The sequence below is a fragment of the Weissella confusa genome (assembly GCA_041871065.1).
Classification (GTDB): Bacteria; Bacillota; Bacilli; order Lactobacillales; family Lactobacillaceae; genus Weissella; species Weissella confusa_A.
This window is the reverse complement of the sequence record CP168942.1, coordinates 822,724-846,125: the sequence shown is the minus strand read 5'-3', so window position 1 is coordinate 846,125 and position 23,402 is coordinate 822,724. Positions and strand designations below refer to the sequence as shown.

At 45.1% G+C, this 23,402-nt stretch carries 22 protein-coding genes; 1 reads left to right on the top strand and 21 read right to left on the bottom strand.

The annotated features are described in order from the left end of the window. Positions 1-107 precede the first annotated feature (107 nt). The 4 genes from ACAW68_03750 to ACAW68_03735 all read right to left on the bottom strand — a co-directional run bounded on the left by ACAW68_03750 (position 108) and on the right by ACAW68_03735 (position 6,136). On the bottom strand, positions 108-1,316 hold the full coding sequence (locus tag ACAW68_03750; GenBank protein ID XGA16998.1) for an arginine deiminase: 1,209 nt from the start codon (positions 1,314-1,316) through the stop codon (positions 108-110). A gap of 5 nt (positions 1,317-1,321) precedes the next feature. Continuing rightward, a complete protein-coding gene (locus tag ACAW68_03745; GenBank protein XGA16680.1) occupies positions 1,322-2,371 on the bottom strand; it encodes a hypothetical protein in 1,050 nt (349 codons plus the stop codon). Positions 2,372-2,478: 107 nt separating this feature from the next. Continuing rightward, complete coding sequence (locus ACAW68_03740; protein XGA16679.1) at positions 2,479-3,975, bottom strand: helix-turn-helix domain-containing protein; 1,497 nt, start codon at positions 3,973-3,975, stop codon at positions 2,479-2,481. Positions 3,976-4,315: 340 nt separating this feature from the next. After that, entirely contained in the window at positions 4,316-6,136 is a 1,821-nt protein-coding gene (locus ACAW68_03735) for a helix-turn-helix domain-containing protein (GenBank protein ID XGA16678.1), read from the bottom strand. Between the two features lie 142 nt (positions 6,137-6,278). Here ACAW68_03735 and ACAW68_03730 point away from each other — a divergent pair, with 142 nt between their 5' ends. Further along, positions 6,279-7,517, top strand: a complete 1,239-nt coding sequence (locus tag ACAW68_03730) for an aminopeptidase (protein ID XGA16677.1) — start codon at positions 6,279-6,281, stop codon at positions 7,515-7,517. Positions 7,518-7,630: 113 nt separating this feature from the next. Here the strand turns inward: ACAW68_03730 and ACAW68_03725 are convergent, their stop codons facing one another. From ACAW68_03725 to ACAW68_03645, 17 genes are all read right to left on the bottom strand, one after another. Further along, a complete protein-coding gene (locus ACAW68_03725) occupies positions 7,631-8,662 on the bottom strand; it encodes a CAP domain-containing protein (protein ID XGA16676.1) in 1,032 nt (343 codons plus the stop codon). A gap of 143 nt (positions 8,663-8,805) precedes the next feature. Further along, complete coding sequence (locus tag ACAW68_03720) at positions 8,806-9,144, bottom strand: hypothetical protein (protein XGA16675.1); 339 nt, start codon at positions 9,142-9,144, stop codon at positions 8,806-8,808. A 57-nt stretch (positions 9,145-9,201) separates the two neighbouring features. Further along, positions 9,202-10,095, bottom strand: coding sequence for an RluA family pseudouridine synthase (locus ACAW68_03715; protein XGA16674.1), 894 nt, complete (start codon positions 10,093-10,095; stop codon positions 9,202-9,204). A 66-nt stretch (positions 10,096-10,161) separates the two neighbouring features. Next, positions 10,162-10,362, bottom strand: a complete 201-nt coding sequence (locus ACAW68_03710) for a cold-shock protein (GenBank protein XGA16673.1) — start codon at positions 10,360-10,362, stop codon at positions 10,162-10,164. A 176-nt stretch (positions 10,363-10,538) separates the two neighbouring features. Continuing rightward, positions 10,539-10,850 (bottom strand): ArsR/SmtB family transcription factor, encoded by a 312-nt coding sequence (locus ACAW68_03705; protein ID XGA16672.1) that lies wholly within the window; start codon positions 10,848-10,850, stop codon positions 10,539-10,541. A 12-nt stretch (positions 10,851-10,862) separates the two neighbouring features. Continuing rightward, on the bottom strand, positions 10,863-11,759 hold the full coding sequence (locus ACAW68_03700) for a cation diffusion facilitator family transporter (GenBank protein ID XGA16671.1): 897 nt from the start codon (positions 11,757-11,759) through the stop codon (positions 10,863-10,865). Positions 11,760-11,901: 142 nt separating this feature from the next. Continuing rightward, positions 11,902-12,663 (bottom strand): LysM peptidoglycan-binding domain-containing protein, encoded by a 762-nt coding sequence (locus ACAW68_03695; GenBank protein ID XGA16670.1) that lies wholly within the window; start codon positions 12,661-12,663, stop codon positions 11,902-11,904. 369 nt (positions 12,664-13,032) lie between these two features. Then, on the bottom strand, positions 13,033-13,977 hold the full coding sequence (coaA, locus tag ACAW68_03690) for a type I pantothenate kinase (GenBank protein XGA16669.1): 945 nt from the start codon (positions 13,975-13,977) through the stop codon (positions 13,033-13,035). 6 nt (positions 13,978-13,983) lie between these two features. After that, positions 13,984-16,266, bottom strand: coding sequence for an RNA polymerase recycling motor HelD (gene helD / locus ACAW68_03685; GenBank protein ID XGA16668.1), 2,283 nt, complete (start codon positions 16,264-16,266; stop codon positions 13,984-13,986). 228 nt (positions 16,267-16,494) lie between these two features. Beyond that, complete coding sequence (locus tag ACAW68_03680; protein ID XGA16667.1) at positions 16,495-16,749, bottom strand: hypothetical protein; 255 nt, start codon at positions 16,747-16,749, stop codon at positions 16,495-16,497. A gap of 239 nt (positions 16,750-16,988) precedes the next feature. After that, positions 16,989-18,134, bottom strand: a complete 1,146-nt coding sequence (gene recA / locus ACAW68_03675; GenBank protein XGA16666.1) for a recombinase RecA — start codon at positions 18,132-18,134, stop codon at positions 16,989-16,991. Between the two features lie 84 nt (positions 18,135-18,218). Then, positions 18,219-18,695: a nicotinamide-nucleotide amidohydrolase family protein gene (locus ACAW68_03670; GenBank protein ID XGA16665.1), complete on the bottom strand. Its 477-nt coding sequence runs from the start codon at positions 18,693-18,695 to the stop codon at positions 18,219-18,221. Positions 18,696-18,821: 126 nt separating this feature from the next. Continuing rightward, positions 18,822-19,406, bottom strand: coding sequence for a CDP-diacylglycerol--glycerol-3-phosphate 3-phosphatidyltransferase (gene pgsA, locus ACAW68_03665; GenBank protein ID XGA16664.1), 585 nt, complete (start codon positions 19,404-19,406; stop codon positions 18,822-18,824). Between the two features lie 21 nt (positions 19,407-19,427). Next, the gene (locus tag ACAW68_03660) at positions 19,428-20,348 is read right to left on the bottom strand and encodes a helix-turn-helix domain-containing protein (GenBank protein ID XGA16663.1); all 921 of its coding nucleotides are present in this window, start codon (positions 20,346-20,348) and stop codon (positions 19,428-19,430) included. A gap of 51 nt (positions 20,349-20,399) precedes the next feature. After that, positions 20,400-21,689, bottom strand: coding sequence for an EF-P 5-aminopentanol modification-associated protein YfmH (yfmH, locus tag ACAW68_03655; protein ID XGA16662.1), 1,290 nt, complete (start codon positions 21,687-21,689; stop codon positions 20,400-20,402). Further along, a complete protein-coding gene (gene yfmF / locus ACAW68_03650; protein XGA16661.1) occupies positions 21,682-22,950 on the bottom strand; it encodes an EF-P 5-aminopentanol modification-associated protein YfmF in 1,269 nt (422 codons plus the stop codon). Before yfmF ends, yfmH begins: the two co-directional genes overlap by 8 nt. Before the next feature lie 152 nt (positions 22,951-23,102). Then, positions 23,103-23,333, bottom strand: coding sequence for a hypothetical protein (locus ACAW68_03645; protein XGA16660.1), 231 nt, complete (start codon positions 23,331-23,333; stop codon positions 23,103-23,105). Positions 23,334-23,402: the final 69 nt, after the last annotated feature.

Here is a 23,402-nt window from a genome sequence, read left to right as displayed (position 1 = left end):
AGTATACCGAATATCGGACATTAAATTAACTGGTTAAATGACTAACCTTTTAAGCGCTTACATGAAATTTTAGCTTGCTTTTTTATCGATTAAAAATTTTTGGTGAGTCAATCACGCCAAATTGGTTGCGTCATGCAGCGAGGTCCACCCCGTCCACGTGAGAGTTCACTCGACCGCACTTCATGTACAATGATGCCGTGTTCTCGCAGCAAGTCATTGCTAACATGGTTGCGGTCATACGTAACAACCTCGCCCGGCGCAATGGTTAATGTGTTTGATCCGTCATTCCATTGTTCGCGTGATGCAGCCACTGGATCACTATCACCAGTCAAAATCAAATCCAGCTCAACTTCACCTGTCACTTCACGCAACGTGGCAAGCAAGTCCGTCCGACGCCCCAGTACGACTTCTCCTGAAGATTTCTTACGTGCCAATACCATCTCGATTTCATTTCCGTCAGCTAATATGCCGGGATACATCGTGAATTGATTGGTATTCACCATCGTAAAGACCGTATCCAGATGCATGGTGGCGTGGCTATGCGGAATCTGCATCATCAGAACCGTATCGATTTGACTATCGGCTGATTTAAACAACGTTTCCTCCAACTCTGACACCGCAGCCTGCTCCGTCCGTTCAGATAGACCAACCGCCAACGTATGCGCATTCAAAATCAACACATCCCCACCTTCCAGGCAGGTTTCGACGTCCCGCGACCGCCAAATATTCACATGCCCAGCAAATCTGGGATGATGGGTCATCACCAATTCCGTTAACAATGACTCCACCTGGCGTACTGGATAAGTCATGCGATTGATCGTTAAACCGTTTCCGATGACTGATTGTGGGTCACGAGTAAAGTACGCATTTGGTAATGGTTGCATCAAGAATGGTGTCCGCATCGGCTGTTCTAAGCGATGATCAAATTCATCGACGCGCACCCCGGCATATAGCTTCGCGACAAGGTCAGTCACATTGAAGCCACGTAAATACCCCATTAATGCCGTAAATGCTGGCGTATCGGGCTGATGACCTTGTTCCGCAATGAACTGTGCGACGAACTGCGCTCTAATGTCGGCATCCGCCAATACGTCGGCAACTAACTGCTCAATATAAAGCGTCTCAATACCTTGTTCACGTAACGTCGCCGCAAATGCATCGTGCTCGGCCTGGGCAATTTTTAAGTACGGTGTGTCATCAAACAATAGGTCAGTCATCGTTGCCGGGGTGATGTTTTCTAATTCGTCCCCAGGCCGTTTTAACAAAACGGTTCGTAAGCGCCCAATTTCAGAATTCACTTGTAAGGCTGGTTCCATCTTGCTCATTCCTCCGTTTCAAATAATTCCGCATGCCCTAACACGCGCATAAAATGACGCCCCGTGCGCAATTCTTCTCCCAAGTTGCGCGCATTTTCAACCATGCGATCCACCTGTTGTTCAGTCAAAGCCTGAATCTTTGGACCTAATTCATCAATCCGGTTTAACAAAATGCCACAACGATATTGGGTGATCACATCCGCAACGGCAGACCCGCGCCAAGCAATCAGCGGCATCCCCAAACTCAAATAGAAGGACGCCTTGTACGGGTAGTTATACTGCGTATACCGACCGACGCGTGACAAGATTGGCAAATTATCACCATCCCAAATCAAGCCAAATCCGGTTTCAGCCATTAATTTCTGGGTTAAGTCAGCATGCGCAAATGACCCATGATAATTGAGACTCTGATTAGTGGTGATTTCTTCTGAAACATTTGGGCCAAATACTTCCAACGACACTGCGTTTTGTTGAATCGTCTTTAAAAACGGTCCTTTGTTCAAATTCCCCGTGTAAAACACCTTGTCACGGTTGAACGTGGCACGCGGAGGCATTTCATGGGTTGGCTTGATTGGATATAGACCCTGATGCAACATCGGTGTCGTGACACCCATATTGATAAATTGATCCCGCATTTTGTTATTCGGCACAATCAACACATCCGCACTGTTCAAAGACTTTAATTCACCCTCACTGCAGGCGACTTTCTCACGCAGAATCAAACTGTCACCGACAAGTAACACCACTCGTGCACCACGCATATGCAACGCTTCGATGATGTCGACCTCATATTTACCATCAGTCTCAATCGATAAGTAAAATGTTGGATAAGCCAGATATACCACATCCCCCGCTTGAATCGTCAACGCATCCGACCAATTCAAGAGGTCTTCCGGACAGTCCAAGCAGTTAAACCCTAATTCAGTTGCAAAATGTCTAATCGCTTCATTAGCCGGATTCAGTGCGTTCTGATCCGTAAATGCTTTCGTGATGACCCAGCGTTTCGTTGGTCGCTTTGGTGCTTCATCCACCGTTTTCTCTAATACCATTTCCATCGCAATAGCCTCCTTAGTTGGTTACCTCTACTATAGCTAATTGCTGTCCGGCTGGGCAGTCGTCACCAACATAAAAAGACCAAACGCGCAAACGTTTGGCCTTTTTGCTAATGATTCTTCTTTGTGGCTGCGTTACCCGTTAGTTGGTAGAAACGCGTGCTTGTGATGTCGATTAATTTATCAAGCAAGGCTTGCACCGCAACCGGATCTGGAATTGCATGCCAGACAAATCCCGGTACTTGATCAGATAATTTAATATTTGACACATACAAATCCGTATCGTTGGTGAAATATTTCGTGAAGTTCAGATTAACAGCATGCCAATCCATAATCCGTTCACGCAAAACACGCTCCAATGACGGCATATCAATCAAATCCACCGTTACCGTCACGACCGGCAAAATTTCACTGGCATCCAAGGCTATTACAAATGTGTTAAGGTACTCATTGTATAGGGCCTTGATTATTTTATCATGTGGCAGGTCAAAGTACGGCGCGATTCTTTCAAGCACCCGACGTGTAAATTCCGCGTGAATTGGGTAAACACGTTCTGAGAATTGTTTACGTGGCTGCGTTGAAATACCAGTCATGCGGAAGTATAGCAGACGCAAATTCAAGGCGAACAATGCCTTACGAATCACCGCTAATTCCGCTTCAGTCATCGACAAGCCAAAGAACTCTTCATAGGTCTTTGCAATATCTTGATAAATGTTGTCAAAAGTTTTCGCCGCCTTTGGTGCTAAATTATCAATGCGGTACGTCCCAAAACCAAGGCCAAGCGAGTACATCGATCCTAAGCCGAAACGCAACTCGCTCTCACACCACGGTTCATTCACCATGTACGCGGATTGCAAAGCCTCTTGTAATTTACCAACAATCATCTTGGCATTGGCCGTCAAATCTTCTGTTGGCTTGAAAACATCCGGTTCACTCGATGAAATCACATGACCATTGCGAATACGCGTCATCCAGATACCGAAGAAAATACGGAAAGCGCGCTTCACCGTCGCACGCATTGGCGTATGTTCTTCGACCAAGTGTTCCACCTTGGCTGCCAGCGCCCGAATGTCATCTGGGAATGGTGATGGTTGGTCAGCATAAGCCGTGTAAAGCATTTCAAACAAGAGAATACGAATATTGCGCTCATCACCAACCAATTGGTAGTCATTCGAAATGTGAATATCATACTTAGCCAGTTCATCATTCACTTCCACTTTTGTTACGCGGGCAACCGTCGTACTTGATGAATGGCGGAAGGCAATCGTTTCATTTGACTGGGCCACTTCAAAAAAGATGTCCATCAACACATCAAAGCGTAGTGAGTTTCGAATATAGTAACCCAACAATGCGGTATCACTAATCGTTTGTAGCTGTTCAATCTGCAAGGCACGGTTAGAATCCACCAGAGTCAAGTAAGGTACGTTGCCATCCCCTATCTGCTGGCAATCGATGCGCAACGTTTCCACGTTGTGCAATACCATGTATCTCGACCAACCCAAATCAGCCATAATATCTTTAATTAGCACCGCGTTACTTTCTTGCGCATTGAGGTAACGGTGCAATGACAAACGTTCTTGATTTTTTTTCGGTAGTAGCCATTCCATGATCTCTGTCTCTCATTTCCTTTTTGTACTAAATAACTTCAGTCTAATATTTTTACCAAATTGGATTAACGGAAATATTTTGCTTATTCAAAAAATCCGCTATTTGGGAAGTAGCCCATAAAAAAAGGCGACTCCATTACGAAGTCGCCACAAACCAATCTCACGTATACCATAGGGGTTACTAAATGGTACTGTTTCATCTTATCGCGAAGACGAAAATTGTGCCGACGTAGCTTTTAATGATTTACTTTTTTTGCGCCAAATTGGCCGGCGCATTCAATTCACTACTATCAAGTTATCTAAAGTACGCATTAATTGCAAGTAATAACACTTGGGATGCTTACCGGTACTGACGCCATAAATTATCAAACAAACTAATATAGCGGTCGACCAAGGTGTTTGGTCCGAGTAACACTTCATAGTTTGTATAGTAAGCATACAATTTACGAATCGCATCCACTGGGTTGTCAGATAAGCGCCGGTAAATTTCATACGAGGCCATACGCCAGCGCCAAGCCATATAACGGCTCGATTCTTCACGCTTCGGATTCGCATCAATGGCGTTGGTGACCAGCGTTTTAACACGTGCCCAGTCCCCTTCAAACAGCGCTCTGAAGATAGCAAATTCCACCGCGTCGATCAAACGATCAGTGTAAACACGCGTGTGGTTAGCTGCGTTTCCGTCATGTCGAATACGACGCAACCATTCCCCAAGTTCTTCCGGTTCTGTCACGTCCATCAAGCCAATTTTAACCAAACGGTATTCATTTTCATGCCACTCATCAATGTGACGCAACAAATCCGCCACGTCTTTAGCATGCATTTTGGCGTCATCGGATGCAATCCATGTGGTGTCATGCTGGAAACGGACAATCGTTTCCAGTTCATATGCCCCTTCCAAATCACGGATGTGGCCGGATTGCTCGTACTTCTGCCGTAATTCTTCCGCCGTTTCAACCAGCATCTGTTGTTGCACCCCGTACAAATTGTAACGGACGTCCAATCCCTTATCTGGCAGCATCGTGAGCAACGGGTCTAAATCACCCGTTTCCAAGCCCCCAATACGCATTAAATCGAGCATATCGTTCACCATTAGCGATTGTGAGTCCTCGTATAACCGATACATCTTTGACTTTGAGAAGCCCAATTCTGCCAACCGGTTAATTGAAATCCCTTTGTCGCGCACCGTTTGATGCATCAACTCGCCAAACGTTTGGCTAATTGGCTTAAACGACAATTGATCATACATAATATCATCAACTGGGCTTAATGATTGTGCGTGCAACTGGCTAATTTTATCCTGAATTTTACGCCAAGCATCGGTCAGTGACACACTGACAAAGTTCATTTGCAGTGTCTCCACCCCCATTTGTCGCGCAGCCAATAAAAACGTCGCCATCATCGCCTCAGTGACCATCGAATTGGTCTTCAAAAATGTCGCAATCAAATACGCATAACGCTTGAGCACCAACAATTCGACATTCGAATCCTGCACGGGGTGATTTTTGATGGCCGTTAAGATTAACCACACATTCGCGACTTTCGGTATGCGTGGCTTAATAATCAATAACTGAATTGCAGTCATATGAATCATCAAGCTGGTCTCGAACAAGCTCCGTGGCATATAGTCACGGAATACCTGGACGCTCTCGATGAACTTCTGATACAGCGTCAAAAACCGCTTAGGAGTTAAATCAATCCCGATTAGTGAGGTCACACACATTTCGAACAGCGAAAAAGATTTTAACTTACGAAAGTCATCGTAAAGCGCTTTGACATCATCTGCATAGTCGCTTCCCTGACGTCGGGCCAAAATAATGTTGATGACGTGCATCACTTGCATCCCCAACGGAAAGCGCTGGGCATCGTATGCATTGATCACCCGTTCACGTTCACGAATCAAGTCGGCATCTGGCAGCTTGGCCAATTCACCAATATTAAGTTGATACGGTTTTTCGGCAACGCCATCCATCAATTCAGAAAACGAAATCGAAAATAGCGTTTCAATATGCCATAATTCCACCGCCGTAAGCGACGCCTCACCACGGATAAACCGATAGTACTGCGAACGTGACACCCCAGCGGCTGCAATTTCATCGATTGTAATATTTTTCTCGGCACGAATCTCGTTAATTCGTGCCGCTAAACTCTGTGTCCCCATGATTTCTCTCCCAATCACTTTCACTACGTTAATCATACGATAAGAAAGCGGATAATTTATGAACAAATCCCCTTGTCGGCTATGCAAACCGGATTTTTCGTGTAAAATGAGAATATCTTAATAATAGAAACGGGGAATTCTTATGACTCTCGCAAATTTTGACGTTTTGTCACAAAAGTACGCTGACTTGATTACGTCAGTTGGTGTTAATGTCCAAAAGGGCCAAGACATTGTTATCTACGCTGATGTTGAGCAGGTGCCATTGGTGCACAAGATTGTTGACTCAGCTTATGCCCGTGGCGCAAACAACGTCATGATTGAATGGCAAGACATTCACATTCAACGTGAATTCTTGAAGCATGCTAGTGAGGATTCTCTAACGAACATCCCTGCATGGGTTTCAGTTCGTGCCGAAGAATTGATGGGCAAGCACACAACGCGTATTTCATTGATTTCTGCTGATCCAGATGGCCTTGGTTCAGTTGATGGTGACCGCGTGTCAGCTTACCAACAAGCCTACCAACGTGCTAACCAAGCCGTTCGCAAGGCAACGATGAACAACGACGTGTCATGGTTGGTTGTCGCTGCTTCAGGTCAAGCTTGGGCCGAAAAGGTCTTCCCTGAATTGTCAGGCGAAACTGCAACTGACCGTTTGTGGGAAGAAATCTTCAAGATTACACGTGTCGGTGTTGAAAACGATGTTATCGCCGACTGGATGGCTCACGTTAACAAGTTGAAGGAAAAGGCCCAATGGTTGAACGACTTGAACTTCAAGGAGCTCCACTACAAGTCAGCTGTGACTGATTTGACGGTTGGTTTGGCCGAGGACCACTTGTGGGAAGCTGCTGATTCAATCGACAAGGCTGGTAACATGTTCGTGGCCAACATGCCAACTGAAGAAGTCTTCACTGCCCCTGACTACCGCAACATTCACGGTACAGTTACGTCAACGAAGCCTTTGTCATACGCGGGTGTGTTGATTAACGACATCAAGTTGACGTTTGAGAACGGTCACGTTGTTGAAGCCCACGCCTCAACTGGTGAAGCTGTGTTGCAACAATTGATCAAGACGGACGAAGGTGCTTCATCACTTGGTGAAGTATCATTGGTACCAGATCCATCACCTATCTCACAATCAGGGATTGTTTTCTATAACACGCTGATTGATGAGAACGCATCGGATCACTTGGCACTTGGTGCTGCTTACCCATTCAACTTGAAGGGTGGTACACAAATGGACGTCGAGGCTCGTAAGGCTAAGGGACAAAACGATTCACTTGTTCACGTTGATTTCATGATGGGATCAGCTGACATGGACATTGATGGTATTACCTACGACGGACAAGTCGTTCCGGTCTTCCGTAATGGAGATTGGGCATAATCGCATTTTTGAAGTCATTCACATTTTGTGGATGGCTTTTTTGTTTGGAAATATAACAAAAAGAGGTCGCAAAGGAAATAACATCCTTTACGACCTCTAGTTATTATTAATGATTAACCTGCGATACCAACGAACGTTCCAGTTGCGGCATCGTATCCGAACCCAACACGTGAAATTGATGAGTTCAAGATCCAGTTACGGTGAGCTGGTGCAGCGGCCATGTTGGTCTCGTTGTACCATGCGTCGATTGCAGCTGCGCCTGATCCGAATTGGATAGCAACAACTTCAGGACCGTATGATTGTGACCAGTGTGAACCGTCAACTGAGCCAGCCATTTGGTTAGCACGCATTTGTGCCGTTGATGCCAAACCAGCATCGAACGTTACGGGTGCCAAACCAGCGCCTTGACGGATAGCGTTCATGCGGTTAACAGCTTCAGCGTATGAACCAGTAGCAACTGGTGCTGATGGCGTCGTTTGTGCTGGTGTGTTAGGCGTTGCAGCTGGTGCTTGTTGTGCAGGAGCTGCTGATTGTGCAACGTCTGATGAAACAGCCGTCGTTTGCGCTTGTGCATCTTGAGCAGCGGCTACTGAAGCGGCAGCAGCTGATTCTGCTTGTGCTTCTTGTGCAGCAGCAACTGAGGCAGCGTATGCTGAATCGGCTGCAGCTTGTGATGCGGCTGCTTCTGAGGCTGCAGCTACTGAAGCGGCGTATGCTGAATCAGCAGCGGCTTGTGATGCAGCGGCAGCTGATTGTTCGTCAGCTTGTGATGCAGCAGCATCAGCGTCTGAAACAGCCGTTGCTTCTGATGAAACAGGCACAACAACAATTTGGCCGTTAACAGCTTGACCAGCGATGATCGATTCTGGGTTAGCAATACCATATTGTGCTGAGAAGTCTTCAACTGACATGTTCAATGCCGTTGCCAAAGCCCAAACAGTGTCACCGTTTTGGATTGTGTAGTTTGAAACGTTGCCAGCTTGTTGTAATTCAGCAGCAACTTGGTCAACTGACTTTGCTTGCCATGAATCAGCAGATGCTGATTGGTTACCGGCGAACATAACACCAGCGGCTACAGCAGCAACTGCTGCAACAACCAATTGCTTACCTGACTTATACATCTTGTAGTGCTTTTTCAATTCCATGGATATTAATTCCCCTTAGATCTTCAATTAATTCATATACTGTTTTCCCTAACGATTTACAAGTATAGCAAAAGATTTTAACAACTTCATTACATCTTCAAGAAAAAAGCAACGCCTTTTCGACATTGCTTTACAAAAATAATTCATTTAGTTGCGTTTTGTAGGCGTTCTAATACCTTTGTTGCTAATGTAATATTAGCATCAGCTTCTTTGACTGAGCACTTCAAGCGCAAGGCATGATTTCGCGTATCAAAGGTCATTGGGGTGCCCTTCAGTTGCTGCTTAATGCGTTTAACATCATCTTCAGACAACTGGCTTTGCCCTTTTGCATTCAGTAAATCTTCAACGAAGTAACCACCATCAGTGATGGCGACCCGTTCACCAAGTAAACTAACTGTCTGATAGACATATAACGGCACTGCTTCGCCGGTATTGTCTAGGACATCCGTATCAATCCTAATCATCTCTGCCATAAATCTCATCCTCTGTCCCCCAGGGTAACAAGTGATGTCGAAATACGACAGTTTAGTTTTTTCACATCATTTAAAATTACGTGGAAAAGAGGCTGGTAATGGCGCCCCGATTGACTTCACTTCATTCGTGAACGGCAAAGGAATCTTAATTGAAGCCGCATGCAACAATAACCCACCCTCATAGTCATCCGTTGGATTATAAAGCGGATCACCGACTAGCGGATGCCCAATTGATTGCATATGTAACCTAATTTGATGGGTGCGCCCCGTTTCCAAATCCAAGCGGACAAGCGTGTTTTGATAAACTGTGTGCACCTTCGCCCAGTGCGTCACTGCAGGAACTGCGTTAGGGCCGTCTACACGGCGGGTTCGGTTATCGTCGGGGTTTTCCCCAATTGCCGCCGTAATCGTCCCTGAAGGCTCATTAATCGCACCACGGACCCAAGCCAAGTATGTCCGACGGATTGTCTTGTCACGCAACATTTGGTTCAGCATCGGCACAACAAACGGATTTTTAGCAATAATCAACGCACCAGTGGTATCGCCATCTAGTCGATGCACCATGTAGGCAGCCTTTCCTTGAGCTTGTAAATACGATTGCGCGAAATTCATCATCGTACCATCTTCACCCGGTGAATTAGGATGCGTCTTCACCCCTTTGATCTTGTTAACGACCATTAAATCATCGTTCTCAAATAAGACGTCGACTGGATGGCTGTCATCGGTCACATAATTCGATGTCGCCACTTCAAAATCGTGTGGCAACCACGTCATCGTTAACGTATCTCCTGGTTGTAGAATCGTTGATGTTGGCTGATACCTCCCGTTTAACAAAACGCGACGCTCCATGCGGAAATTACCGCGAATACGGCGTGGTACCAACCATTGTGTTAATTGTTCTTTAATTGAAATTGCCGGTTGATCAGACGGCAAGACAATCTGCTTTGTCCAAGAATCCATGGGCAACTCCTTTGATATGTATAACAAAAAGGCAACCTGTTTTACCAGGTTGCCTTTAAGCCGTTATTACAACTTAGTAACGTTAGCAGCTTGCAAGCCACGGTCACCTTGTTGAACTTCGAATGATACAGCTTGTCCTTCTTCCAATGACTTGAAGCCGTCACCTTGGATAGCTGAGAAGTGAACGAATACATCGTCACCTGACTCACGTGAAAGGAAACCGAATCCCTTGTCTGCGTTAAACCACTTTACTGTTCCTTGTTCCATGTCTGAAACCTCCTGGCACATTGCCAAATTTTCTAATAATTCAAAAATGAAAATGCCAGATATTTCGGTGAAACATAAAACAAAATCTTTTAAACTATGTGATTAGTATAGCACGCGTTTCCTGATAAAGATATAGTGAGTTTCGACTAATTATTTTTTAATTTCACAAACCCTTGCTACTGTTGGTCCGACAACATATGTTTCATGTGCTCAAATGTTGCTTCTAACGTCTGTTTAAGGTGTTGATCATATATTTCGTAGTAAACACGGTTGCCGACTTCCTCACGCGTCACCACTTGTTGCTTCAACAACACTGCTAGATGCTTTGACACATTCGGCTGTGAAATCCCAGTCCGCTCAACTAGCTCGCTCACATGGACTGGACCAGGATGCGTCACCATGTAATCCAATAGTTGCACGCGGCTTTCATTACTGAGCACCTTGTAAAAAGCAGCCACGGCACTGATTAGCTGTTGTTCCTGTGTCATCTTAATCCCTCGCTAAATACTATTGCAGTTGACCTCTGTGTGTAACTCGGTCTGAATCGTCGTATGCGCGATACCATAGTCGTGTTTTAGCGTTTGCGTAATCTCATCTAGGTCTGCGTCGTTAAAGCTCTCCTGCACCCCTAAATGTGCCGTTAACGCTGCTTCAGTCGTTGAGATACCCCAAATATGCAAATCATGGACAGACTTAACTGCCGGGTGGTTGGCTAGGTACGATTCAATCCCCGCTTCATCAATACCGGCCGGCACCCCATTAAGCAACAAGTTCAACGATTGCTTAAAGACGTCCCACGAACTGACCACGATGACAACGCCAATGAGAACTGAAACGATTGGATCAATCCAATTCCAGCCCGTAAACGCGATTAGGACACCTGAGACAACCACACCAACTGACACGCCAGCATCGGCCAATAAGTGGATGTACGCCCCTTTCGCGTTCAAATCGTGCTCCTGCTGGCCACTCTTCGCAAAGAAGTACGCCGATAGGAAGTTAATCACGATACCAACCAGCGCGACCCAGATGATGATGTCACCGTCGACGTGGCTTTTACCGTTAATCAACTTAACGATTGCCTCAAACCAAATAATGCCCACCGCAATCAATAGTAGAATGGCGTTCACCGCACTCGCTAAAATCGTTGTGTTGTGAAAACCATACGTACGCTTGCGAGTTGCTTTCAAACCAAACACAAGCACTGCGAGCCATGACAGAATCAAAGATGCCACGTCACTCACACTGTGCAACGCATCCGCAAACAAGACAGTTGATCCAGCTAGCTTGGCAAAAATCATTTCACCGATAATAAATGCCAGATTCAACCCAATTCCAATTAAGTATGGCGCTTGCTTGTTTTGCTCAAATTCGTGATGATGATGTTCGTGCCCCATGACATGTTCCCCCGTAATCCTAAAAAATCTATATGCCGATTATGGCATATAGATTGTGATAATTCAAACTAAAGGATACAAAAAAATCGCATCCGGTCGAAACCAGATGCGATTTAGATAATCTATTTGATTGGGTAAAATCTTACCACCAACCGTTAGCCAAACGGAATTGGATGGCACCATCGATTGAACCGTAACGTGATACGGCGTAGTTAACCAAACCAGCAGTTTGCGTTGCAACTGAACCAGTTCCCCATGCTTGCTTAGTTTGACCCAAGCCACGGTAACCGTTTGGTGAAACGGCGTCAGGGTTACCACCTGATTCAGGCATAACGATTGCGTTCCACAATGCTGCAGTACCACCAGCAGCGATGAATTGGTCGTAAACTGAACCTGATCCGGCTGCCGTTGAAACAGCAACTGGCGTAGCAGTTTGTTGTGCGGCTGCGGCTGCTTCTGAAGCAGCGGCCTTTGATGCGGCAGCTGATGATGCTGCGGCAGAAGATGCAGCTGATGAAGCGGCAGCCTCTGAGGCAGCGGCTTCTGATGCGGCTACGCTTGAAGCAGCGGCAGCTGATGAAGCAGCTTCTGATGCGGCAGCTGAAGCAGCGTTGGCAGCAGCTGAGTTAGCTGATGAAGCAGCAGCTGAATCCAAGTCAGCTTGGTTAACTTTTGCTGAAGCTGGTACTTCGATTTGTTGGTCAACGAAAATCATGTTGGCGTCTGAGATCTTGTTAGTCTTAACCAAGTCCTCAACCGTCAAGTTAAACTTGTCGGCCAATTCTGACAAAGTATCACCGTTTTGTACAGTGTATGTTGATGCGGCGTGAACAACTTGTTGTCCTGCTACCAATACTGATGCCAAACCGGCAACCGTCAATGCTGTTTCTTTCATCTTGTTCATATCTTTTATAACGCTCCTACGGATTGTTTTTCATGTGCGAACACTATTGCTCAAGCACTTCTGTATATGCGGCTTACCTCGCCTCAACCACAAGACATAGTTTACCAACCTGACAAGGCTTAAAATTACAGAAGCATTACATTTGATGTCGAAACCGGCCGAACGACCCGCTTTATTCGTTACATTATCGTCACATAGGGACTGTTACACTTGTAAACCCGCACCATTTAAGGTTTCTTGGCAATATGCTTAACCAGTTAAATAACCCGAAATTTGTAACGAAACTCATAAAATAAACGCCAAGAAACGGTTGTTTCTCGGCGTTTGTCGTTTTTTGTCATATTAGCGTTACGTTGAAAAGTAATGGTTTTAGAATTTTCGTAACCAAACTTCGTCAATTCCGTGCCCAATTGTCTTGTGGAGAATCAAATCGGCACGTTCGCGCGTTGGCAAAATGTAGTCAACCAAGTTAGGCAAGTTAACTGTTTCCCACACTTTCTTCGCAGCTTCAATGGCTGTTTCGCGCGGCACTTGCGTCCAAGCGTAAAAGAAATTGTCTGGATCATCGGCCTCAGCTGTTTGTTGCAACAACGCTTCAAAACGATCCAAGTACCAGTGTTCAATCAATTCTGTCTCGGCGTCAACGTAAATTGACAAGTCAAAAAAGTCTGACAAGTACACTGGCGAATTTGGCGCCGCCTGCAAGGTGTTGATTCCTTCAACAATAAAGATTTCAGGACGCTCGAATGTGTCGAACTCATCGACCAACACATCAGAAATGTCGTGTGAGTACTTTGGTGAGCGAACCACCTCTTCACCATCCTTCACAGCGTTCATGAATTCTAGCAATGCTGGCATGTCATATGACTCTGGGAATCCCTTACGGTCAAAGAGACCTTGCGCCTTCAATTCGTCATTGGGCAACAAGAAACCATCTGTTGTCGTCAAGGCAACGTTATCTTCACCATATTCAGCTTGCAACATAAATTGTAGCAAACGGGCTGTCGTTGACTTACCAACTGCCACAGAACCGGCAATCCCGATTACAAATGGACTTGGCTTCGTGTTACGACCCAAAAAGCGTTGGCGTTCTTCACGGTCACGCAAGTATTGCGCGTGGCGTAGCTTAATGTAGTGAACCAATGGATCATAGAACATTGCAACGTCGGCCATTGAAATTTGGTCATTAAACGCCTTAATCTCACCCAAAATAGATGGCGTAACGTGTGACACGTCACGGTCTGCAGGTGGCTCAACTAAGACTGACCAATCATCGCGATTAAATACCGCATAGTTAAGTGGTGCCTGACTCATAGTCAATTACCCCATTTCGTATAGTTGTGAATCCACGTTTGCCAACAATGGCGTTAGCTTGTTAATCGCAAGAACCGTCAATTGGTGCATAGCACGTGATGCAATTGTGTAAACCAGTTGACGCTCGTCATCACCGTGGTAAACACCTTCTGAGGCATCCCACATAATAACAGCATCAAATTCTAGTCCCTTGGCCAAGTAGGCAGGCACAATGATAGTTCCTGGTACCAAACGTTGGTTTTCAGTACGAATGATTGTGACATCAGCTTGGTCACGCAAGGCTGCATAAGCAACTTCTGCGTCGGCCAACGTCTTCGTAATGATTGCGGTTGTTTCTTCAGCTGCATCATTAGCTGCCAATTGTGACAATGTCGCCGCAATCATCGCGTCTTGATCTGGCAATACCTTAACCAGTGGCTTGTCACCTTCACGTTCGAAGGCATCAATTTGCGCACCGTTAATCAAAATAGCCTTTGAGTAGTCTGTAATTTGTTGCGTTGAACGATATGTTTGCGTCAATTGCACATATTCAGACTTCTCTGGATCAAATAAGTGTGACAACTCCTCTTGCAAACTAACGGCATTTTCCTTTGTAAAGATGGCTTGGTTCAAGTCACCCAACATCGTAAAGCGTGCACGTGGGAAGCTGAACTTCAAAAAGGCCAATTGGAATGGCGTGTAATCTTGGATTTCATCAATGAAGACAAAACGGATATCACGCTCACCACGGCTACCCTTAATCAAATCGAACAACAACATGAATGGCGTCATGTCGGCCATTGGCAATTCACCATTCTTCATCTTGTTGATTGTGTTCTCAACAGACTTTGTCCAATCTTCTAGCGTGATGCCATATGCAGACAAATCCATCAACTTAGGCACTGTACGCAAGAAGTGAATGAATTGGTTGTTTATGTTAATGAATCGGTTACGGTTAACACCCTTTGCAATTGGTGCCAAAGCGTTCGTCACAATAATCTTGGCCAAGAACTTCGTCTCTTCTTCATCAGACTTAAACTCACGTGGGTTGTCCCCCAACATTGAGTCATATTGTTCCTTCGTCAAGTTTTGGATTTCAGCTTCAACCCAATCAGCTTGCATTTCCGTCCCAATACGACCTTGCAACATCTTCATCAAACGTTCCTTGGTTGCTTGGAGACGGTTACCCAACTTATAGTTCTCGTTGAATGAGTAGTAAATCTCTTCAATCTTAGCCTTTGAAATAATTTCTTGGCCACGGAACTTAATTGGGCGCACCTTAATATCAGCCTTGTTCAAGCCATCGGCGTATGCGTTCATCACGTTGAAGTAGTCACTCGTACCCTTCATGTCGATGATGGCCTTTTGAGCACCTTCTGGTTGCGCTTCGAAACGCTCTTGTAGCGTCTCAAGTTGCAACTTAGGCAAACGACGTGATGCATATTGGTAGTACGTCATTTGCACCATGTTTTGCTCACCCAATTCAGGCAGCACTTGGTCAATATAGTCGTTGAACAATTGGTTTGGTGAGAACATCACCACTTGACCAGACGTCAAGTGACCACGGTAACGGTATAGCAAGTAAGCCACACGTTGTAGCACGGCAGACGTCTTACCAGAACCAGCTGCTCCTTGCACGAACAACAAATCAGCTGCCGTGTTACGGATAATCTTGTTTTGTTCCTTTTGAATCGTCGTAACGATTGACTTCATCTTAGTTGTTGACTCACCAGAAACGGCGTTCAACAACATTTGATCCCCAACAGCTTCGTCCGTATCAAAGATGGTTACAATCTTACCGTCTTCAATTTGGAATTGACGCTTCAAGTGGACCGTTGCTTCTTGCTTACCATCTGGTGTCTCATAAGTCACTTGACCCAAACCAGCATCATAGTAAATAGAAGAAATTGGTGCACGCCAGTCGTAAATCAAGAAATTGTCAGGTGAATCTGAGAATGATGCCAAACCAATATAAATTGGCTCAACCGTTTCAGAACCGTTTTCTTGCACATCAATACGGGCAAAGTATGGACGAGCTTGCAAGCGGTCCAATACCACGGCTTGGTGTTCAACAGAGTTCATGGCCAATTCGCGTTCTTGCAACATTTGTTGTTGTTGGCGAACAGACATGGCTGTTTCGAACAAGCTACCGTAAGTAGATGACTTGAAGCGGACGTCGTTCCATCCAGCTTCAACATCAGCCTGCTTTTGCTCGTTATTTTGTCGATCTAAATCATTTTTTACCTTTGCGTCTTGAATCTTTTCCAAGACCACATCCAAGCGTTGTTGCTCGGCTTCGTATGGTTCCATACTGGGTCCCCTCCAGCTAAAATTAGTGATTCCATGGTACTACACTTTAAGGTTATTTACCAGAGTGTTTTTAACTAGTGTGTGCTGTGTGGCCAGCAACCGAGATATTCTATGTTAGTTCGATAGTCATAGATAAAGGTTTCCACTATATATAGTAGAAACATCTATAAATAAAAATTGCTTGCCTTACATTTCTGTTAGACAAGCAATTTAGAATTATCGTTAATATTAATCTTCTTGGGCGTAATCAGTAACGATCAAGTGCTCCAAGAAGTCGCGTGCGTCTGTTTCGTCAGTAGCGCCGGCTGCGATTTCTGCTTCGACAGCTGCCTTAATCTTTTCGGTAACTGCTGCACTTTCCATATCAGCTGCAATGACATGAACACGGTGGAAACTCTCAGACCAATAAACCTCAGTTGGTCCCCAAGTGTTCAAATCCAACTTCTTTGCCCAATCTTGAACTTCTTGCTTTGTGTATGCCATGATAAACACCTCCAACTACTCATACGTAGCGCTTTTTTTATTTCTTTTTTATTACATGATTAGTATAGAACAACCGAAATCTAATGGCGAAAATAAGGTATCCAAATTTGCGTCAGAAAATAGACATCTTCAATCTAATTTTTCAGACGCCCTTTGGATATGATTTTTCGCATAAATTCAGTGGATACTCAAAACGGCAAAGTCCCCATTGTGGAGGCTTTGCCGTTTGTTTTTAATTATTAATCTTCTTCGATTGCCAATTCGATGTCTTCTACGTCATCTGCTGAGTTATCTTCAGCAGCGTCGTCCGATCCATCGTGGCTTCCGATGTATGCTTCGCGAACTTGTGCGTAGATATCATCGTAAATATCCTTGTGTTCTGGGTCTTCCAACCAACGAATAACGTTGACCTTTCCTTGACCAATCTTCTCACCGTTGTATGAGAACCATGATCCTGACTTCACGATAATATCCTTATCAGCAGCCAAGTCGATCATTTCACCAGTCTTTGAGATACCCTTACCAAACAAGATTTCAACTTCCACTTCACGGAATGGTGCCGCAACCTTGTTCTTTACAACCTTGATACGGGTAACGTTACCAACTGACTTCACATCGTCACCGTCAGCCTTGGTAGCATCGATACCACCCTTACGACGAACGTCCAAACGTACTGATGAGTAGAACTTCAAAGCACGTCCACCAGGTGTCGTTTCTGGGTTACCAAACATGATACCAATCTTTTCACGCAATTGGTTGATAAAGATAGCCGTCGTACCAGTCTTCAAGATGGCACCTGACATCTTACGCAAAGCTTGTGACATCATACGGGCTTGCAAACCAACTGTTGAGTCACCAATTTCACCGTCGATTTCGGCCTTAGGCGTCAAAGCGGCAACTGAGTCGACAACAACCATGTCGATGGCACCTGATGTAATCAAAGCGTCCGCAATGGCCAATCCTTGTTCACCAGTATCTGGTTGTGATAGCAAAAGCTCGTCAACGTCAACACCCAATGCCTTGGCGTATTCAACGTCCATGGCATTTTCCGCGTCAATATATGCGACGATTCCGCCGTTACGTTGCGCTTCAGCAACCGCGTGCAAAGCCAACGTCGTCTTACCTGATGATTCAGGTCCGTAGATTTCGATGATACGTCCCTTAGGGTAACCACCAATTCCAAGGGCTACGTCCAACTTCAATGATCCCGTTGACGTTGATTGTACCTTCGTGAATTGGCTATCACCAAGCTTCATAACTGAACCCTTACCAAAAGACTTTTCAATCTTCTTCAAGGCTTCGTTCAACGCAGCTTGACGCTCCTTTGGGTCCGCAATCTTTCCTTCAAGCTTCTTATTTGGGTTAATGTTCTTTCCTGATGCCATTTTTATCGGCCTCCACTTGTTAACTTAAACTTAATATACACCTAGTGTAACCTAATTCAATTTATAATTCAATTCTTTTTCGTGTTAATTCGCGATTTGTTTGATTTTGTCTGCCAATAAGTCAAACGCAGCTACAACCGATTGGTCGCGAACTTGCTGACGATCACCATCAAACTTAAACTTTGTTGCTACTACTGTCCCATCTGGCGCTGCAACGCCGATAAACACTGTACCAGCTGGGTGTCCTTCCAACGCATCGGGTCCAGCCACACCAGTAAAACTAACGCCCCATGCCGTATTCAATTCACGTTTTGCCCCACTTGCCATACTTTCGGCGACTTCGGCTGAAACGACGCCCACTTTATCAATCAACTCAGCCGGCACCCCAACCAATTGGGTCTTTGCTGATGCTGCATAGGTCACGAATGCCCCTGGCAACACAGCTGAAATGCCCGGCACCTCAGCTAACGTACTGACAAACAACCCAGCCGTCAGAGACTCGGCGGATGTGATACTTTCGTGCCGTGCAATTAAGGCTTGGCCAACTTCAATATTTTTCATTCTGCACCCCTTTCAGTAATAAAGACGCAGTAATCGCTAATTTTTCCAATTTTTGTTTGATTTAATTGTATAACAAAAGAGGTAGTCCAACACAATGAGTGTCAAACTACCTCTCCATTCAGTTAATTACTTGAAACCGTCAGAGAAAACTTCGCGGTTCTTGTAGAAATAATCAATTCCTGAGTAGATTGTTGCAAGCAAGGCAATCCAAATCATAATCATCGCAAATGGGATGTTGAACATTGCAAAGACAATGTCGTGAAGCAAGAAGAATGAGATAGCAACCATTTGTGAAGCTGTCTTAATCTTACCAGGCATCGCTGCTGCCAACACCTTACCATTGTTTTCAACGATCAATGTGCGCAAACCAGTGATGGCCAACTCACGAATAACGATGATTGCAACCATCCAAGCTGGCACCCAACCGAATTGGACAAAGAAAATCAATGCCGTCATAACCAACAACTTGTCGGCCAATGGATCAGCAAACTTTCCAAAGTTCGTTACCAACTTGTACTTGCGCGCGATTTTTCCGTCTGCAAGGTCCGTCAACGAAGCAACAATAAAGATAATTGCTGCCACTAGGTGTGTGACTGGCAAAACTGCTCCAGCCACTTGCAACGTTCCCCAATCAAGTGGCAAAGCAAGTACCAACATGAATACAGGGATCAAAATCATACGGAAGACCGTCAACTTATTAGGCAAATTCATTTTTTATCCACCCCACTAAGTTTAGCGTTGGAACGTCATGTTGGCGTTCCAAACGATGGCATTGTTGTTCATCAAGTTAACTTCTGAACCGTCCAATGACATCGTCGTAACCGTTGCGTTACCGATTGAAACACTGACACCAGTTACCGTAGCAGGAATCTTAACGTCTTGGTTACCGTTAGCTTGCAACGTACCGTTCCACAAAACAGTGCCGGCTGCATCCTTAACTTGGATCCATGACGCACCAGTTGACTTCAAGTTCAACGTCATTTCCTTGTCGGCTGGCGCCTTAACAGCAGCGTACGTTACTGTGTTACCAGCTGCCGTACCAGCACCAAGGTCAACCTTGTCATCCTTCTTCTCTGATGACTCCTTCTTTGAAGATTCCTTCTTAGAAGATGACTTCTTTGATTCGTCAGTCGTTGACTTTGATTCTGAAGATGATGCAACAGATGATACCTTTGAAGTTGTCACTGAAACAGATGACTCGTTCTTGCTGTGTTGCTTTGCTGAACCAGCAAATGAGGCAACAACAGCCCAGATAACGGCGATGATGGCGATAACAGCCACACCAATCAAAATCTTTGGCATCATTTGGCGCGTCTTATCAGCAGCCGTTTCTTCAACCTTGTGCATCCCCGCACGCGTAACGTTATCTGCATCAACGCGCGCACCGCTCAAATCAGGTTCAACTTGTTCCGTGGTGATATCGTGATTTTGCATAAAATCAGCAACATCAAGACCAACCGCAGCAGCATATTGACGCACGAATGCACGTTCATAAAATGCCCCTGGCAATTGATCAAATTGGCCATTTTCAATCGCAGCTAGGTAGCGCTTTTGAATCTTTGTCGTTTGTTGAATATCGTCAAGGGATAACCCCTTATCAAGACGAGCCTTTTGTAGCTCTTGTCCGATGACGCTGTTGCGTTCTTCGTTCATTAGTCTCTCATCCTTAACTATTTTTTATCAGTATAATTGCATATATCTATACTACCACATATTATCGACATTCGGACGCGCAATAACGGTCGAATGGTCACTAATTTCGGCATGCATAAGTATGTCGTAAACGCTTTGCACATCTAAGCTCTGCAAGACATTAATTTCATCACGCAATGTGGCAAAATCAAAAGTCTGCCCTTCAAATCGCGTGACAATTTCTTCGAGTTGATTGAACTTGCTAATCAAGCGACCTAAGGCATCCTTTTTCACCAATTCAAAATCAGCAGACAATTCCTTGAATCGTTCGGCCAAGTTCGTCAACTCATCTGAAACTGCATCAATCAATTCATCAGCTTCAGGCGTTTCAGCAGCAATGGTCAAAAAGGCCACGCCACGTTCCCAGTCAAACTCAGCGCTGAATGTATCATCAATCATCCCCGAGTCGTACCACATCATATAGGTTGGTGAAAACTCACCGAACACCAAATCGACGGCCAAGCTACCGGCAATGGCAATGCGCAAGGCATCCATGCCAGTCGGCATTGTCGCTCCGTCATACCAACGTTGACCAATTGCAATCTTCGTTCGCACGATGTCCATGTCCACTTCAAGCGGTTCTGTAATAACCGGTGCCAATGTCTTGGCCGGCACCGTGATATTATCAGTTGCTTGTCGTGAACTAATTGGTGCATCCATAACCAGTTGACGAACTGCTTCTACGTCAAACGCACCCGCAACGACAATATCCATATTTTCTGGGCGATAGAACGCGTCAAAGGCAGCCTGTAAATCAGCTGGTGTCACGCTGTGGATCGATTCAGTGGTTCCGGCAATATCATCAGCCATCGGATCACCTGGGAATAATTGGCCCAAAATCATGCGATACAAGCGGGCATTCGTATCATCTTGATACATATCCACTTCTTGTGAGATGATATCGCGCTCACGGACGACCGAACTCTTTTCAAAATAAGGTTCTTGCGTGAAGTGCAACAATTCTGAGAAAGCAGCATATTCGTTAGCTAGTGCCGTCATGAAGTAGCTAGTACGCGTCTGCGTCGTAAAAGCGTTGGCATTTGCCCCAAGTTCACTCATACGTGAAAAGGCATCATAGCCAGGTTGCGCAAATAACTTGTGTTCCAAGAAATGCGCTAGACCAGCCGGTTGCTTTACCAATTGGCCATCCTTCATAAACATTTGGTCACGCGCACCAAAATCAACCGTCACCATCCCCACGAATTGGTGGAAATCAGGTCGTGGCAAAATGTGCAAACGTGCCCCATTTGGCAACGTTTCATGACGCTCATTAGGCGCAAAACGACTTAATGCATCAACCATTAGCCTTACCTCCTACCAATTCATAATGTAGCTGCTTCGTCACTGCTTGCGCAACTTGTTGCACCTGTTCGGCCGTCACGGCATCGACTGCAGCCAACCACTCTTCAGGTGTCGTGTGATACCCAATCAGTTCTTGATTTTGAACGCGTTCCGTAATGCGTCCAGGTTGGTCAAGTGAGACAACATAATCAGCCTTCATCAGACGCTTAATCATGTTTAACTCATCATCACCTACGAGTTCCGTTTGCAAACGTGTCAATTCAGCATCGATACGTTCCTCGGCTTCAACCAATTTGACGTGATCAACACCTGATTCCACCATCAACAAACCGGTGTACGGATTGTAGTCAGAATAAATCGAGTAGGCCAAACCAGCTGTCTCACGCACGTTCATAAACAAACGTGAAACGGCAAGTCCACCAAACAAGGCATTAAAGACGAAACCTTGGAAACGGTTAGTCTGTTCCAGCTTCAATTGATAAGCCAAGATCAAACGTGCTTGATTCACCTTATCTAGTTCCACCGTGCGCTTCACAGCTGGGAATAAGTCTTGCTCATAGTAAGGATTACCAGCAATGGCACGTGGTTCCAATGGCAATTGTGCCACTGCTTGTTCAACCGTTGCTGTGTCCACGTCACCCAATACGATAATATCAACACGATCGTGCGCCATCGTATCCTGCCAAGCATCCCACGCTTCTTTTGGTGAAACCTTTTCAAGAATTTCAGTTGTACCGTAAGCTGGTACGGCCTGCACTGGATCAGTGAAATAAGCATTAATTGCTTGGCGAGCCGCATAGAATGGCTTTTCTTCTTGCAGTCCAGCAATTTCATCTAACGCAATTTCACGTTGACGTTCAAAAACAGTTGGATCGAAGCCTTGTTCGGCATCACCCAATGGGTTGCACATCATCTCGCGAATAAACGCAAAGCCATCACGCAACAAACTCTGTGAATCCGTTGCAAAATCATCATGCACCAACGTCATACGTAAGCGTAGTGTGTGCAAAGCACCTGTCTTCAGAACATCAGTGCCGAATGATGCCCCATATAAGTCGCTTAGGACACGCGCCAAAGCGGTTTGTGAGGGATATTTTTGTGAAGCTGTTTCAAGCATGTTACTTGCCAACACACGACCTCCCAAAGAAGCCACGTCATGTTGGCTGGTAAAGTTAATTAATATTCTTGTCGTTGCAAATTGCTGAGTTGGCAAAATATGCAGAAAAACGCCAGGTTGAACGGTTACTGTAGTCACTGACATACCTTCTTTTCCAAACTAAAAGCGCGCTGGTAATGAACGCGCTTGTTTTTTTATTGTCGTACAATTGGAGTCTGCGAACTCGTCATAGTAACGAATAATTTGTGCAGAAACTAATACTATAAGTATAAACTTCTGCGTCCTATTTTACCAACTCAATTTCCTTGATCGTCAGCTTCTTCCGATGTCTCTGCGCTCACCGGATGTAAACGCATATATTCAGATACAAACATAAATACGCTAACTGCTGCCATACCAACTAATAAGACAACAACACTCCATGTATTCAACACGGGCGCTGTATAGTGCAAAAGGTACAAAACAAACAGAATGCCCGTCAGGTTGTACCACACCCATCGGACCCCTTTATTATGCCAAATCATCATGATACTCTCCCTGAATCATTTAGTTTGTGAAATATTTAATATGTTTATATTTACAAATAAAAAAGCGCA

Excerpts from the sequence above, each read along its gene's own strand:
- ACAW68_03750 (XGA16998.1), bottom strand. The coding sequence starts at position 1,316 with ATGGAACCAGCCTTACAAGTGAATTCTGAAATTGGGCGCTTACGAACC.
- ACAW68_03745 (XGA16680.1), bottom strand. The coding sequence starts at position 2,371 with ATGGAAATGGTATTAGAGAAAACGGTGGATGAAGCACCAAAGCGACCA.
- ACAW68_03740 (XGA16679.1), bottom strand. The coding sequence starts at position 3,975 with ATGGAATGGCTACTACCGAAAAAAAATCAAGAACGTTTGTCATTGCAC.
- ACAW68_03735 (XGA16678.1), bottom strand. The coding sequence starts at position 6,136 with ATGGGGACACAGAGTTTAGCGGCACGAATTAACGAGATTCGTGCCGAG.
- ACAW68_03730 (XGA16677.1), top strand. The coding sequence starts at position 6,279 with ATGACTCTCGCAAATTTTGACGTTTTGTCACAAAAGTACGCTGACTTG.
- ACAW68_03725 (XGA16676.1), bottom strand. The coding sequence starts at position 8,662 with ATGGAATTGAAAAAGCACTACAAGATGTATAAGTCAGGTAAGCAATTG.
- ACAW68_03720 (XGA16675.1), bottom strand. The coding sequence starts at position 9,144 with ATGAGATTTATGGCAGAGATGATTAGGATTGATACGGATGTCCTAGAC.
- ACAW68_03715 (XGA16674.1), bottom strand. The coding sequence starts at position 10,095 with ATGGATTCTTGGACAAAGCAGATTGTCTTGCCGTCTGATCAACCGGCA.
- ACAW68_03710 (XGA16673.1), bottom strand. The coding sequence starts at position 10,362 with ATGGAACAAGGAACAGTAAAGTGGTTTAACGCAGACAAGGGATTCGGT.
- ACAW68_03705 (XGA16672.1), bottom strand. The coding sequence starts at position 10,850 with ATGACACAGGAACAACAGCTAATCAGTGCCGTGGCTGCTTTTTACAAG.
- ACAW68_03700 (XGA16671.1), bottom strand. The coding sequence starts at position 11,759 with ATGGGGCACGAACATCATCATCACGAATTTGAGCAAAACAAGCAAGCG.
- ACAW68_03695 (XGA16670.1), bottom strand. The coding sequence starts at position 12,663 with ATGAACAAGATGAAAGAAACAGCATTGACGGTTGCCGGTTTGGCATCA.
- coaA (XGA16669.1), bottom strand. The coding sequence starts at position 13,977 with ATGAGTCAGGCACCACTTAACTATGCGGTATTTAATCGCGATGATTGG.
- helD (XGA16668.1), bottom strand. The coding sequence starts at position 16,266 with ATGGAACCATACGAAGCCGAGCAACAACGCTTGGATGTGGTCTTGGAA.
- ACAW68_03680 (XGA16667.1), bottom strand. The coding sequence starts at position 16,749 with ATGGCATACACAAAGCAAGAAGTTCAAGATTGGGCAAAGAAGTTGGAT.
- recA (XGA16666.1), bottom strand. The coding sequence starts at position 18,134 with ATGGCATCAGGAAAGAACATTAACCCAAATAAGAAGCTTGAAGGAAAG.
- ACAW68_03670 (XGA16665.1), bottom strand. The coding sequence starts at position 18,695 with ATGAAAAATATTGAAGTTGGCCAAGCCTTAATTGCACGGCACGAAAGT.
- pgsA (XGA16664.1), bottom strand. The coding sequence starts at position 19,406 with ATGAATTTGCCTAATAAGTTGACGGTCTTCCGTATGATTTTGATCCCT.
- ACAW68_03660 (XGA16663.1), bottom strand. The coding sequence starts at position 20,348 with ATGAACGAAGAACGCAACAGCGTCATCGGACAAGAGCTACAAAAGGCT.
- yfmH (XGA16662.1), bottom strand. The coding sequence starts at position 21,689 with ATGGTTGATGCATTAAGTCGTTTTGCGCCTAATGAGCGTCATGAAACG.
- yfmF (XGA16661.1), bottom strand. The coding sequence starts at position 22,950 with ATGTCAGTGACTACAGTAACCGTTCAACCTGGCGTTTTTCTGCATATT.
- ACAW68_03645 (XGA16660.1), bottom strand. The coding sequence starts at position 23,333 with ATGATGATTTGGCATAATAAAGGGGTCCGATGGGTGTGGTACAACCTG.